The organism is Winogradskyella sp. SYSU M77433, assembly GCF_029911945.1.
Classification (GTDB): Bacteria; Bacteroidota; Bacteroidia; order Flavobacteriales; family Flavobacteriaceae; genus Winogradskyella.
Genome location: NZ_JARYTG010000005.1, coordinates 128,425 through 142,610 on the forward strand (window position 1 = coordinate 128,425; position 14,186 = coordinate 142,610).

Genomic DNA, 14,186 nt, shown 5'->3' on the forward strand with positions numbered 1-14,186 from the left:
AATTACCTAGCTATTCCTTAGGTTTTTTCTACCTTTGCGGCTCATTTTCTTCAATGTATGTTTAAACTATTAACCAAAGGATTTTGGGAAGCAATTGCGAGGCTAATTCTTCGCAATAAAATTTTCATTTTATTAGCTATAATTTTAGCTACGGTATTCTTTAGCATGCAATGGAGACATATGCGTTTCACCTATACTGAAGCTAATATGTTACCTGATGAACATGAGGTTAACATTACGTACAATAACTTTCTAAATATCTTTGGCGAAGAAGGTAATCTTATTGTTTTAGGTGTTAAAGATTCTAGCTTATTTAGTGTAAAACAACTTAATGCTTGGAACAAACTTGCAGATTCCTTTAAGTCTTATGATGAAGTTGAAACAGTTCTATCTATAAAGGATCTTCAAAAATTAATTAAAAATAATGAAGATCAAAAGTTTGATTTAGAACCATTTGTAAAAGACTCAATTAGAAGTGTTGAGCAAATTGAAAAACTTCAAACAGAACTTTTTGAGCAGTATCCTTTTTACGATAACTTTTTATTTAATGCTGAAACAAAAACCATTCGTACAGCTATATATTTAAAGAAAGACATTGTAAATACTCCTGCTAGAAAAGATTTTATTATTGATGTCTTAGAGGAAAAAATAAAAGACTTTAAAGATAAAAACAATCTTGATGTTAGGGTTTCTGGTATGCCTTATATAAGAACGCTTAACTCACAAAATATTGTTGATGAAATTCCAATCTTTATTGGTGCTGCATTATTTGTAACATCTTTAATTTTCTTCTTTTTCTTCAGATCATTTAGAGCCACATTTATTTCGTTGATCGTTGTTTGTATAGGTGTAATGTGGACCTTTGGGATTATTGGTTTGTTGGGTTATGAGATTACAGTACTTACGGCTTTAATTCCGCCATTGATTATTGTTATTGGTATTCCTAACTGTATTTTTTTAATAAACAAATACCAACACGAAGTAAAATCTCACGGTAACAAAGTAAGATCTTTGCAACGTGTTATTACCAAAGTAGGTAATGCCACATTAATGACTAATGTAACCACGGCTTCTGGTTTTGCTACTTTTATTCTCACCGAAAGTAAGCTTCTTAAAGAATTTGGTATTGTAGCATCGTTAAGTATACTAGCAATTTTCATACTGTGCCTTCTTATAATTCCTATAATTTATACGTTTTTACCTTATCCTAAAGAAAGACATTTAGAACATCTCAACAAACGTTGGATCGGAGGCTTTGTTGATTGGATAGAGCGCATGGTAAAGCATAGAAAAATTACTATTTATGCAACAGCTCTCGTTTTGATAATTCTAAGTATGATTGGTCTCAATCAAATAAGAATTTCTGGCAGTCTTATTGAAGATATGCCTCAAGACAAACAATTTTTTAAAGATATTCGTTTCTTTGAAGATGAATTTAATGGTATTATGCCTTTAGAAATTATGGTTGATACCAAACGTAAAAAGGGTGTAATGAAATTAGCCACCCTAAAACGCATAAATGAACTTGAAGAACTCATCAACGAAACTCCTGAATTATCTCGCCCAATTTCTGTGGTGAGCCTTGTAAAATATAGCAAACAAGCCTACTATAACGGAAATCCAAAATATTATCAGTTACCTACAAGCCAAGAAAACAGCTTTATTCTTTCTTATGCTAAAAACTCAAATTCAGATGTAGATTTACTAAAGAATTTTGTAGATAGCACTGGTCAATATGCTCGTATAACAACCTTTATGAAAGATATTGGTACGGACAAAATGGAGCGTATTGAGGAAAATATTCAAAATAAAATAACTAAACTTTTTCCTGAGGAACGCTATGAAGTTACCATGACCGGTAAGGCTTTAGTTTTTCAAAAAGGAACTAAATACTTAGTGAGAAATTTAGTGATTTCATTAACGCTTGCCATTGTGCTCATATCATTATTTATGGCATATTTATTCCGTTCATTCAGGATGATTATTGTATCACTAATCCCAAACCTTTTACCACTTTTAGTCACAGCTGGTTTAATGGGTTATCTGGGTGTTCCTATAAAACCGTCAACTATTTTGGTATTTAGTATTGCCTTTGGTATTTCTGTGGATGATACTATTCACTTCTTGGCAAAATACAGACAAGAATTACAAGCCAACCATTGGAAAATTAGAAAATCAGTATATGCAGCCCTTAGAGAGACAGGTGTAAGTATGTTCTATACTTCAATTGTTCTGTTTTTCGGGTTTTCTGTGTTTACCATATCAAGTTTTGGTGGTACTGTAGCTCTAGGAGCTTTAGTTTCTATAACTTTACTTTTCGCTATGCTTTCTAATTTACTATTATTGCCATCCTTATTACTTTCATTAGAAAGAAATATTGCCAATAAAGAAGTTCTTAGAGAGCCTGCAATTAATATTATTCCTTCGGAAGATGATACCGAGGACAACATAAAAAACAAAGAATAACAATTATCTTAGCATTCAAAATATTTTAAAAATGACAACAAAAACTGTAGCACAACTACTTTCACAAGATGTGACCTTACAAGATGTTACCGTAAAAGGATGGGTACGAACTTTTAGAGCTAACCGATTTATTGCTCTTAACGATGGTTCTACATTAAATAATATTCAATGTGTTGTAGATTTTGAAAATTTTGATGAAAGTCTATTAAAACGCGTTACCACAGGTGCTGCCGTTAATATTACTGGCGAATTGGTAGAAAGCCAAGGCAAAGGACAGTCTGTAGAAATTCAAGTAAAAGAACTTGAAGTTTTAGGGGATTCCGATCCTGAAACCTACCCTATTCAACCTAAAAAGCATTCGTTTGAATTTTTAAGAGAGAATGCTCATCTACGTACCAGAACTAGTACTTTTAGTGCTGTAATGCGTTTGAGATCGTCACTATCATTTGCCATTCACAAATATTTCAATGAAAATGGATTTTACTACATGCATACTCCAATTATCACAGGGAGCGATGCTGAAGGTGCAGGTGAAATGTTTAGAGTATCAAGTTTAGATGCTAAAAATCCTCCATTAACTGAAGATGGTGAAGTTAACTATAAAGAAGATTTCTTTGGTAAAGAGACTAACCTAACCGTTTCTGGTCAGTTAGAAGCTGAAACTTTTGCCATGTCTCTTGGCAAAGTATATACTTTTGGTCCGACTTTTAGAGCTGAAAACTCAAATACGTCGCGTCACTTAGCTGAATTCTGGATGATAGAGCCAGAAGTGGCTTTTATGGATTTGGCAGGCAATATGGATTTAGCTGAAAACTTTATGAAATCTGTTTTAAGCTATGTTTTAGAACACAACAGAGAAGACCTTGAGTTTTTAGAAAAGCGTCTTTTAGACGAAGAAAAAACGAAGCCTCAAGCAGAGCGTAGTGATATGAGCTTAATTGAAAAAATTAAGTTTGTTGTAGACAATAACTTTAAACGTGTAAGCTATACCGAAGCTATTGATATTCTAAGAAATTCTAAACCAAATAAGAAAAAGAAATTCAACTATATTATTGAAGAATGGGGAGCAGATTTACAATCTGAGCACGAGCGTTATTTAGTTGAAAAACATTTTAAATGTCCAGTAATCTTATTCGATTATCCTGCAAATATTAAAGCATTCTATATGCGTTTAAATGAAGATGGTAAGACAGTAAGAGCGATGGATATTCTTTTCCCAGGCATTGGCGAAATGGTTGGTGGTTCGCAACGTGAGGAACGCCTCGATGTTCTTAAAGAAAAAATGAAAGCTTTAGATATTCCTGAAGAAGAATTATGGTGGTACTTAGATTTACGTAAGTATGGTACTGCGGTTCATTCTGGTTTTGGATTAGGTTTTGAACGTTTGGTTATGTTTACTACTGGTATGGGTAATATTAGAGATGTTATTCCTTACCCTAGAACACCACAAAACGCTGAGTTTTAATTTTAGATTTATTACTTTTAGTAGATAATTATCATCTATGGCTCTAAAGCAGTATTTACAGTTTAAGCTTTCGCAAAAGCTATCACCACAACAAATTCAGTTAATGAAACTGATACAGTTGCCTACTCAAGCTTTTGAGCAACGTTTAAAGCAAGAATTAGAAGAAAATCCAGCTTTAGACACAGGAAAAGATACTGATGTTAACGATGATAACTTTGATGATTTTGACAACTCATCTGAAGATTACAACGATAATGAAACCATAGATGCTGATGACATTAATGTTGATGAATATTTAAGTGACGATGAAATTCCTGAATATCGAACCCAAGCCAATAATTATAGTTCGGATGATGAAGAAAAAAATGTGCCTTATGCAGCAGGAACATCGTTTACACAACATTTAATAAATCAGTTAAACACTTTTAGACTTTCTGAACAAGAGGAGGAAATTGCTTACTTTTTAGTTGGTAGTGTAGACGAAAGTGGCTACATACGTCGCTCGCTTGCCGATATTACGGATGATTTGGCTTTTACCCAAAATGTATATACTACTGAGGAAGAAGTTGAAAAAGTACTTTCTATAGTCCATCAATTAGATCCTGCTGGTGTTGGCGCTCGTAATTTACAAGAATGTTTAAGCATACAGCTTCATAGAAAAGAGCAGCATCCAGATGTTGAGCTAGCTACCGAAATTATTGACAAAGGTTTTGAGCAATTTACCAAAAAGCACTACAAAAAGTTGATGCAAAAATTTAGTATCAACGAAGAGCAACTTAAAGATGCTATTGAGGAAATAGAACGCTTAAACCCAAAGCCAGGTGGCTCTTACGCTGGTAATAATAAAATTGTAGAGCACATCGTTCCTGATTTTGCTATTAAAATTGTTGATGGGGAATTAGAACTGACCTTAAATGGAAGAAATGCTCCTGAACTACATGTATCTAGAGAATATAATAATATGCTTAAAGGCTATAAGGCATCAAAAGAGAAGTCGAAAGCCCAGAAAGATGCCGTATTGTTTATAAAGCAAAAATTAGATGCGGCTAAATGGTTTATAGAGGCTGTTAGACAACGTCAGCAGACACTATTTGTCACAATGAGCTCTATAATGAATTATCAGAAAGAATATTTCCTGACAGGTGATGAGCGCAAATTACGCCCAATGATCCTAAAGGATATTGCAGATGAAATTGAAATGGACGTTTCTACCGTATCTCGTGTTGCCAATAGTAAATATGTAGACACACCTTATGGTACAAAGTTGATAAAAGAGTTCTTCTCAGAATCTATGACTAACGATCAAGGTGAAGAAGTTTCTACAAGAGAGATTAAAAAGATTCTTGAAACCGTTATCGAAGAAGAGAACAAGAAGAAACCTCTTACTGATGAAGCGCTTTCTAAAATCTTAAAGGAAAAAGGCTATCCGATTGCAAGACGAACAGTAGCTAAATATAGAGAGCAACTAGACATTCCTGTGGCACGTTTAAGAAAGAAAATTTAATAATCTTTGGATGAAAAATTTTATTCTTAAGAGTATTTCGTTTGTTTTTCATCCGTTAATAATGCCTCTTTTGGGTGTTATTTTCTACTTTTCTAAAACACCACGTTTCATTCCAGAACCGGTAATGAAAGCCAAGATTTTTTCAATTGTTATTCTTACAATTATCTTACCTATTCTACTTTTCTTTTTGCTTAAAACCATTAATAAAGTAGATTCAATTTACCTTAAAACTACTAAGGAACGTTTAATCCCATTACTGATTAACAGTATCATTATTGCCCTTATTCTGATTAGGGTTTTACAGCCTGATGAGATTATAGAGCTATATTATTTCTTTCTGGGAATTCTTTGCTCTAACATCGCTTGTTTAATCTTAGCATTTTTGAAGATTAAAGCTAGTATACATATGATAGCAGCCTCCGGATTTTCTATGTTTGCTATGGCTTTAGGTATTCATTACCAAATAAATATTAATGGTACCATAGCACTTATAATGATTGTTTTGGGTGCTATTGCCACCTCAAGATTACATCTAAAAGCACATAGTAATAATGAGCTTATTGTAGGCCTTTTAGTTGGCTTTTTTCCTCAACTCCTATTATTGAACTATTGGTTATAGAATATAAAACATGAGTCCTATTTTTAAGGATTTCATGTCTATAGAAGAACCGTCTAATTCGGAAGAACTTTTAAATATTGGATTCAATCCATAATAAACATGAAAGTTCCATGTGCCATAACCAGCACTTAGCGTAAGCCCATATTGTAACTTTTCAAAAGCATCAATATTACTCAATTTTACATCAGCAATATCATCACTTTTAAACTTTGCAGTATTGTACAACAAGTAACCCAACTTTACTCCTGCATAAACACGCCAAAAGCTGTAATCGACGGCTGTGGATGTTCGCCATCTAATTTCTAAAGGGATTTCAACTAAGAACGTCTCAATCTTATTAGTTGTAAAACTAATGTCATTTTCAATGAGATTAAAACTATAATTTCTATCTGATTCTGTAATCAGCATATCTTGATTATAATTATTACCTGATAAACCCAGTCCTACACCAATTGCAAAATCTCGTTTTTCATTGATAGGCATATCTCTAATAAAACCAAAATGAAAGCCTGTAGAAAATCCTTTTTGTGACATACCTTGAGGCTTTTCATTTAATAAGTTATAAGTAACAGAAGCATAAAATTGGTCTTCTCTATAGTTTTTATAGAGTTCTTCCTTATCAATATCATCTTGAGAAAAACCTAAACAGGTAAAAAAAGTAACAAGAAATAAAAGCTTAAATTTCATATAATAAAACTACAAAATCTTTAATTACAATTGAACAAAAAAGCGCCCTGAAAATATCAGGACGCTTTTTTATATAAAAATTAAGATTAATTCTTACTCTTCAAGTTTGGTATTAGCAATGTACATTACTTTTAATGCATTTGCCTTACGTAGCTCTTGCTTAATATCTGATACTAAACCAGCATTGGTTTCTTTATCAACTTTAAGACCTACTACAACCTTACTTTGTAAATCTTCATTCAATTCAGTGATACTTTGTATTACTGAAGACTGTACATCTTCAACTCCTATAAATGCATCATTAAACTGTATTCTAGGTTCTTCACCAAATTGCTTATACTGACTACTAGGCTTACCTGCATAAATAAAGATTGTTCTATCTTTCTTTAGCTTTTCAACCTGGTCTGCACTTGGTAACCTATTCTCAATCATCAAGGAACTATCTCTCATTACCGTTGCTACCATAAAAAAGAAAAGTAACATAAATACGATATCTGGTAATGATGCCGTTGAAATTGCTGGCAAGTCACCTTGTTTTTTATTTTTAAACTTTGACATATTTATTTCTTTTAACTTTTATCTGGTTCTGCTTCAGATAATTTCATTGGGAATAATTTCTTAATAGTCTCTAAACGCTCATTAAGAACTTCATCCTTACTAAATTGATTCTTTTCCTTCTCTTCCAACATTGCTTGATATACGTTGTCAGCGTCTGGATAATATCTCTTATATAATCTTTCTGCTTCACGCTCTCTCAAGTAGTTGTATGCTGCAACAAGTTCGTTCTGCACTTCAACATACTTTTCGTAAGTCGTCTCTCTATCGTGCTTCATGGAAATGATTGCCTTATCTGGGTGATCAGAAGAACTTTCTGAACGTTCACCCTTACAGTAATCACAACTTTCTCCTGCTGCATTGGTTCCACCTCCATTATCTAAGAAATCTATTGCAGCTTGTCTTAAATCCGTTAATTCCATTTGCTCATCTTCTACAAGCAATTGGTTTCTTCGGTTAATAAGCACTGTAAATAAGTTCTTTTGCTTAATAATTGGCGGTTCTACTTGTGAGTCATCAATTGGTGGCAAACTTCTTAATAAACCTTTATCTTTTTCAATTGTTGTTGTTACCAAGAAAAAGATAAGTAGTAAGAAGGCAATGTCAGCCATTGATCCTGCGTTTACTTCGGGTGCTGCTCTTTTTGCCATATACTCTTATTTACTAATTACTTTTTTAACTCCAGAGAATATCATTGATACAGCAGCTACAGCTAGTAATATATAGAAAGCTACTAAGCCAGCACCAACCATTGTAGATTGTCCTGCTGTTGCAAATCCGTCCTCTAATTTGTATTGCATGGTATCACCTCCAGATACAACATAAGCTATAATTAGTACAGCAGCAAAAGCACCAATACCAATTAAGGTGTTTTTTAGACCAGATGTATTTGTAAAAAGGTTTTTGATAACAAAAACAATTACGAATAATAAAACTAGTCCTAAGATGATATAAGCAACCCATGCCATTGGATCGACAAGACCAGCTTTTTCACCTGTCTCGATTGCTTCGTCACCAGCAGCAATAATTCTAACTAAGGATACAATACCCACTAAACTTAGAACTGCGGCAACTATTTTTAATATTTTATGTAACATAATTTATTTGGTCTTTTTTATTTTTTGTGTCTTACTAGTAAGTCCATCAATGTGATTGATGCATCTTCCATATCATTAACAATACTATCGATTTTAGCAATGATATAGTTGTAGAAAATTTGAAGTATGATAGCTACAATAAGACCAAATACTGTAGTTAAAAGTGCTACTTTAATACCACCAGCAACTAAAGATGGTTGCATATCACCAGCAGCTTCAATTTTATCGAAAGCTTGAATCATACCAATTACCGTACCCATGAAACCAAGCATTGGTGCAAGAGCGATAAATAATGAAATCCAAGATACATTCTTTTCTAGTTGTCCCATTTGAACACCACCATAAGCTACCACAGCTTTTTCAGCAGCATCGATATCTTCGTCTGCTCTGTCTAAACCTTGGTAAAAAATAGAAGCAACAGGCCCTTTTGTATTTCTACACACTTCCTTAGCAGCTTCAATACCACCTGAATTTAATGCATCTTCTACATTTTGCGTTAATTTCTTAGTATTAGTAGTTGAAAGGTTTAAAAAGATAATTCTCTCAATAGCGATAGCTAAACCAAGAATTAAACATAATAGTACAATACCCATAAAGCCTGGACCACCTTCAATAAAACGCTTTTTTAATTCTTGGTGAAAACTCAAATCTTCGGCAGGTTCTTCTGACGTCTCTTGAGCTACACTCGTTACTGTGGCTGTTGTAGATGCTAATGTTGTTGCATTTGCGTTAACAGTTCCGATAGCCATTAAAAATGTTATGGCAAGGATAGAAAATAATCTTTTCATTGTTCTTAATCTTAATTTTATTAGTTAAAGTGTTAAAGATAAAAAAAATAATGCAATCCTAGGCTAAATTAACAGCAGAGAGGAAGGGATTCGAACCCTCGATACCCTTTTGAGGTATACACACTTTCCAGGCGTGCGCCTTCGACCACTCGGCCACCTCTCTGTGAATTTTACTAGAAAATTACAGTATGGCAAATAACGAAAAAAACTTCAAACACTAAAATTTAAACTGTTATTTTTAGGACATTTCTCCTCTTAGAGACGTTTCAAAAACTACTTTAAATTCTTGAGGTGGTATTTTTTTTCCGAGAAGATACATCAGTTTTGTAATTGCTGCTTCTGTAGTGATATCATTTCCAGATATTACGCCGATTTTTTTGAGTTTTGAACTTGTTTCGTACTGACCCATCGACACACTTCCACCTGCACATTGGGTTACATTAATTATATACAATCCATTTGAAATTGCATGCTTCAATAAGTTAATAAACCACTTTTCTGTAGTTGCATTACCCGAACCATAAGTTTCAATGATTAATCCTTTAATCAATTTGCTTTTTAAAACCGCTTCTAATATTGGTCTAGAAATTCCTGGAAACAATTTTAACAATCCAATATTACAGTCCATTGACGTATGTACAATTAAGCCCTTTTTCTCTTCAGGTTTATTGAGAAATTCAGAATTAACTTTTAAGTGCACTCCTGATTCTGCTAAAAAAGGATAATTAAATGAGCTGAATGCTTCAAAATGTTCAGCGTTTATTTTAGTAGTTCGGTTACCTCTGTATAATTTGTATTCAAAATAAAGACCAACTTCTCTAATTACAGGCACACCATCATTTTGTAACGATGCCATTTGAATAGATGTAATAAGATTCTCTTTGGCATCGGTTCTCAGATCTCCTATTGGTAATTGCGATCCTGTAAATATTACGGGTTTAGATAAATTCTCTAACATGAAGCTTAAAGCTGAAGCTGAATAACTCATGGTATCACTTCCGTGCAGGACGACAAAACCATCAAATTTTTGATAATTTGATTCAATGATTTCAGCGATATCTATCCAATATTTTGGACTCATATTAGATGAATCAATAGGCTCATCAAAAGAAATGGTTTCTATATTACAATCCAGAAGTTTTAATTCTGGAATTCTATCTAAAAGATTATGAAAATCGAATGCTTTCAGAGCACCTGAATCAGCATCCTTAATCATTCCTATAGTTCCTCCTGTATATATAAGTAAGATATTAGGCTTTCCCATAATTAAATTCCAAATACGTCTTTTGAGTTTTTTGTAGTAATACGTGCAACTTCCTCTTCACTGATATCATAAAGTTCAGACAATTTCTCTACAACCTTATTAATATATGCACTTTCGTTACGCTTACCTCTAAATGGTTTTGGTGCCAAATAAGGTGAATCGGTCTCTAATACAATATGCTTTAAATCTATTTGATTGACATACTGATCAATCTTTCCATTCTTAAACGTAACCACTCCTCCAATTCCTAGTTTCATGTTATATGAAATAGCTTTTTGAGCCTGTTCTAAAGTTCCCGTAAAGCAATGAAAAATGCCATATAAATCATCACTTTTCTCAGATTCTAGAACTTCAAAAATCTCGTCAAAAGCTTCTCTACAGTGAATTACTATTGGAAGTTTATATTGCTTTGCTAGATTAATTTGATGTTTAAAGGCTTTTATCTGAATATCTAAAGTAGATTGATCCCAATACAAATCAATACCTATCTCTCCCACAGCAAAAAACTTTCTTGAAGCTAATTGCGCTTCAACATGAGCTAGTTCTTCAAGATAATTTTCCTTTACATATGTAGGGTGCAAACCCATCATTAAAAATACATGCTTAGGAAAATCCTTTTCGAGTTGGTACATAGATTCTGTATAAGAAGAATCTATTGCAGGAATAAAAAAGCGCTCAACATTATTGGTAATGGCTCTGTTGATCATTTCAGCTCTATCGTCATCAAAAGCTTCACTATATAAATGGGTATGGGTATCGGTAATAATCATAGTGCAAAAGTAATCGAATTAGAATATTATATTTGCACAAATTCTAAAAATGGATACGTTAAAAGAATTCTTAATTGATAAAGGTTACTCTAAGGTAAAATTGAAATTTACCAAAACCAATCACTTTGAAATTAAAGCTACAATTAATGGCATTAAGGGTCGTTTTATCCTAGACACAGGTGCTTCAAGTAGTTGTGTAGGTTTTGAAGCTATTGAGCGTTTTAACCTTAAGGTTAAGGATTCTGAAATAAAGGCCGTAGGAGCTGGAGCCTCTGACATGTTGACCAAGATTTCAAAGTCTAACGATTTAAAAATCGGAAAATGGAAAAAAAAGCAAGTGGCTCTTATTCTATTTAATCTAGCTCACGTTAACAATGGTCTTATAAATCATAATGCAGAACCTGTTGATGGTATTATTGGAGCTGATGTTCTAAAAAAGGGTAAAGCTGTTATCGATTATCAAAAAAAATACCTCTATTTAAAGTTGTAAGTATTCTCTATTACTAAGTTTCTTTTTATATTTATATTTGATTTCTTACAAAGATTAATAGCTAAATGGATCCATCTATAATCATCGCTGATGACCACCCCTTAGTACTTAAAGGTCTGAACGATTTTTTGAACGAAAACAATTATAATGTGCTTGCAAGTGCTAAAAACGGAAAAGAAGCTCTTGCTCTTATTAAAGCACACGTTCCTGATATTGCCATTTTAGATATTAGTATGCCTTTTTTAACAGGATTAGAAATTGCTGAAAAATGCAAAAAGGAAAAGCTTTCAACAAAAATAGTGCTGATTACTTTTGAGAAAGATGAAGCTATATATAACAAAGCAAAGTCTCTTGGTGTTTATGGTTACGTTCTTAAAGAGTTTGCTTTAGAAGAAATAGAAAACTGTATAGACAGCGTCACTAAAAATAAATCATATTTTAGTCCTGAACTTATTGAACATATTGAGGTCAGTAAAGCTCCCGAAAACCTAAATTCACTCACCAAACACGAAAAAAACATCGTTAGTTTGATCTCTAAAAACAAAACTGGTGTAGAAATTGCAGAAATTTTGTCTATTTCTACCAGGACCGTAGAAAAACACAAAAGCAATATAATCAGAAAGTTAAAGCTTGAAAGTAAGCAAAATAGTCTGCTTATATGGGCTAAAGAGAATGAACAATTCCTATAATTTTTAAAAAATACGTAAAGTTACGTATAGTATGGTATTGATATTATTCGGAATTTTACACTGTTATTAATTAAGGGTTAATAACGAGCTATTAATTAGTTCTTAGGGGATTATTGGCCTTGGACCGTCCGTCCAAGGCTTTTTTTATACAGGAAATTCAAAAAAAACAAAAAATACGTAAAGTTACGTATAGTATTATGTTGTTATTATTCAGAACTTTACATCAGCTATTAATCAAAGCCTCAATGAATTTTTAAAGCTCTGTATTAAGATCTTTTAATTCAGAGCTTTATTCTAAAACATCAAAGGTTATGCAAACAATGAAAAGTAATGCCACAAGAGACAAGTTGTTTATTTTATTATTAGTTATAAGTTCAGTAATCGTAATTTCAGCAAATATTGCTGTAAATTTCTTTAGTTAATTTTAGTTAGTTACTCTGTTAGTTAGGAGTAAAAAAAGCGCAATTTGATTAATTGCGCTTTTTGTTTTTATAGTCTTATGTTAATTATGCTTACAACTCTAAAGCTTTTTTAACATCATTGTTCATCAATAACTCTGTTGGGTTTTCTAAAGCTTCTTTAACAGCTACTAAGAAACCTACAGATTCTTTTCCATCAATAATTCTATGATCGTAAGATAAAGCTACGTACATCATAGGATGAATTTCAACCTTACCATCAACAGCGATAGGACGCTCTATAATATTATGCATTCCTAAGATACCACTTTGAGGAGGGTTAATAATTGGCGTAGATAACATACTACCAAATACACCACCATTAGAAATTGTAAATGTACCACCTGTCATTTCATCAACAGTAATCTGCCCATCTCTAGCTCTAAGCGCCAAACGCTTCACCTCAGCTTCTACACCTCTAAATGTTAAGTTTTCAGCATTTCTTATTACAGGAACCATTAAACCTTTTGGCCCAGATACCGCTATACTCACATCTACAAAATCGTAAGAAATCATTTCCTTACCATCTATCATAGAGTTAACCGCTGGATATTCTTGTAAAGCTCTTACAACAGCAAGCGTAAAGAAACTCATAAAGCCAAGACCAACACCATGCTTAGATTTGAACTCTTCTTTATACTGATTACGTAACTCAAAAATAGGTGTCATGTTAACCTCGTTGAACGTAGTTAACATTGCTGTCGTGTTTTTTGCTTCAACTAAACGCTCAGCAACTTTACGACGTAGCATTGACATTTTACTACGAGACTGACCTCTATTACCTCCTGTTGGAGTTCCCATAGAAGGTACAGCTTTTACTGCATCTTCCTTAGTAATACGTCCGTCTTTTCCTGTACCTGTAACAGCACTGGCATCAATACCTTTTTCAGCTAAAACTTTTTTAGCAGCAGGACTTGCAGTACCTGATGCATATGTTTTTTCAGCAGGATTAGGTGCTTTTGCACCAGTATCTTTAGCTGATTCTTGTTCTTTCTTTAAATCTTCCTCTGCATTAGCATCATTTCCGCCTTCGTCACCACCTTTAAAAGTAGTTGATGCTCCAGCTTTAGGTTCTGCACTAGTATCTATTAAACAAACAACAGCTCCAACAGCAACCGCATCACCTTCTTCTGCCTTTAATGTAATTGTACCACTTGCTTCCGCAGGTAATTCTAAAGTTGCTTTGTCACTATCTACTTCTGCAATAGCTTGGTCTTTTTCTACATAGTCTCCATCTTGAACTAACCACTCTGCTATTTCTACTTCAGTAATTGATTCGCCTGGCGAAGGCACTTTCATTTCTAAAATCATGGACTTTTATTTTATTATGCTCT

Annotated in this window: 14 protein-coding genes and 1 tRNA gene; 6 read left to right on the forward strand and 9 right to left on the reverse strand. The window is 33.2% G+C overall.

From position 1 onward, the window contains the following. The first annotated feature begins 57 nt into the window (after window positions 1–57). From QGM60_RS11420 to QGM60_RS11435, 4 genes are read left to right on the forward strand one after another with little or no spacing between them, the layout of a single operon-like run. Window positions 58–2,466: an efflux RND transporter permease subunit gene (locus QGM60_RS11420; RefSeq protein WP_281140376.1), complete on the forward strand. Its 2,409-nt coding sequence runs from the start codon at window positions 58–60 to the stop codon at window positions 2,464–2,466. 31 nt (window positions 2,467–2,497) lie between these two features. Beyond that, window positions 2,498–3,931 carry an asparagine--tRNA ligase gene (asnS, locus tag QGM60_RS11425; protein WP_281140377.1) on the forward strand — a complete coding sequence of 478 codons (1,434 nt, stop codon included), beginning with the start codon at window positions 2,498–2,500 and terminating at the stop codon, window positions 3,929–3,931. A 37-nt stretch (window positions 3,932–3,968) separates the two neighbouring features. Further along, window positions 3,969–5,435: an RNA polymerase factor sigma-54 gene (gene rpoN, locus QGM60_RS11430; RefSeq protein ID WP_281140378.1), complete on the forward strand. Its 1,467-nt coding sequence runs from the start codon at window positions 3,969–3,971 to the stop codon at window positions 5,433–5,435. Window positions 5,436–5,445: 10 nt separating this feature from the next. Then, complete coding sequence (locus QGM60_RS11435) at window positions 5,446–6,054, forward strand: hypothetical protein (RefSeq protein WP_281140379.1); 609 nt, start codon at window positions 5,446–5,448, stop codon at window positions 6,052–6,054. On the opposite strand, the gene QGM60_RS11440 is transcribed toward QGM60_RS11435, so the two are convergent. From QGM60_RS11440 to QGM60_RS11475, 8 genes are all read right to left on the reverse strand, one after another. Next, window positions 6,049–6,741, reverse strand: a complete 693-nt coding sequence (locus QGM60_RS11440; protein WP_281140380.1) for a porin family protein — start codon at window positions 6,739–6,741, stop codon at window positions 6,049–6,051. The genes QGM60_RS11435 and QGM60_RS11440 overlap by 6 nt on opposite strands. A 93-nt stretch (window positions 6,742–6,834) precedes the next feature. Next, on the reverse strand, window positions 6,835–7,299 hold the full coding sequence (locus QGM60_RS11445; protein ID WP_281140381.1) for a biopolymer transporter ExbD: 465 nt from the start codon (window positions 7,297–7,299) through the stop codon (window positions 6,835–6,837). 11 nt (window positions 7,300–7,310) lie between these two features. After that, on the reverse strand, window positions 7,311–7,946 hold the full coding sequence (locus QGM60_RS11450; protein ID WP_281140382.1) for a biopolymer transporter ExbD: 636 nt from the start codon (window positions 7,944–7,946) through the stop codon (window positions 7,311–7,313). Between the two features lie 6 nt (window positions 7,947–7,952). Then, a complete protein-coding gene (locus QGM60_RS11455) occupies window positions 7,953–8,393 on the reverse strand; it encodes a hypothetical protein (RefSeq protein ID WP_281140383.1) in 441 nt (146 codons plus the stop codon). 17 nt (window positions 8,394–8,410) lie between these two features. Then, a complete protein-coding gene (locus QGM60_RS11460) occupies window positions 8,411–9,181 on the reverse strand; it encodes a MotA/TolQ/ExbB proton channel family protein (RefSeq protein ID WP_281140384.1) in 771 nt (256 codons plus the stop codon). 75 nt (window positions 9,182–9,256) lie between these two features. After that, a tRNA-Ser gene (locus QGM60_RS11465) sits at window positions 9,257–9,344 on the reverse strand. 75 nt (window positions 9,345–9,419) lie between these two features. Further along, window positions 9,420–10,445, reverse strand: a complete 1,026-nt coding sequence (locus QGM60_RS11470; RefSeq protein WP_281140385.1) for an asparaginase — start codon at window positions 10,443–10,445, stop codon at window positions 9,420–9,422. 2 nt (window positions 10,446–10,447) lie between these two features. After that, window positions 10,448–11,215: a TatD family hydrolase gene (locus QGM60_RS11475; protein ID WP_281140386.1), complete on the reverse strand. Its 768-nt coding sequence runs from the start codon at window positions 11,213–11,215 to the stop codon at window positions 10,448–10,450. Between the two features lie 49 nt (window positions 11,216–11,264). On the opposite strand from QGM60_RS11475, the gene QGM60_RS11480 reads away from it, so the two are divergent. After that, window positions 11,265–11,705: a retropepsin-like aspartic protease gene (locus QGM60_RS11480; RefSeq protein ID WP_281140387.1), complete on the forward strand. Its 441-nt coding sequence runs from the start codon at window positions 11,265–11,267 to the stop codon at window positions 11,703–11,705. 65 nt (window positions 11,706–11,770) lie between these two features. Next, window positions 11,771–12,394, forward strand: coding sequence for a response regulator transcription factor (locus QGM60_RS11485; protein ID WP_281140388.1), 624 nt, complete (start codon window positions 11,771–11,773; stop codon window positions 12,392–12,394). Window positions 12,395–12,906: 512 nt separating this feature from the next. Here the strand turns inward: QGM60_RS11485 and odhB are convergent. Next, window positions 12,907–14,163, reverse strand: a complete 1,257-nt coding sequence (odhB, locus tag QGM60_RS11490; RefSeq protein ID WP_281140389.1) for a 2-oxoglutarate dehydrogenase complex dihydrolipoyllysine-residue succinyltransferase — start codon at window positions 14,161–14,163, stop codon at window positions 12,907–12,909. Window positions 14,164–14,186 lie beyond the last annotated feature (23 nt).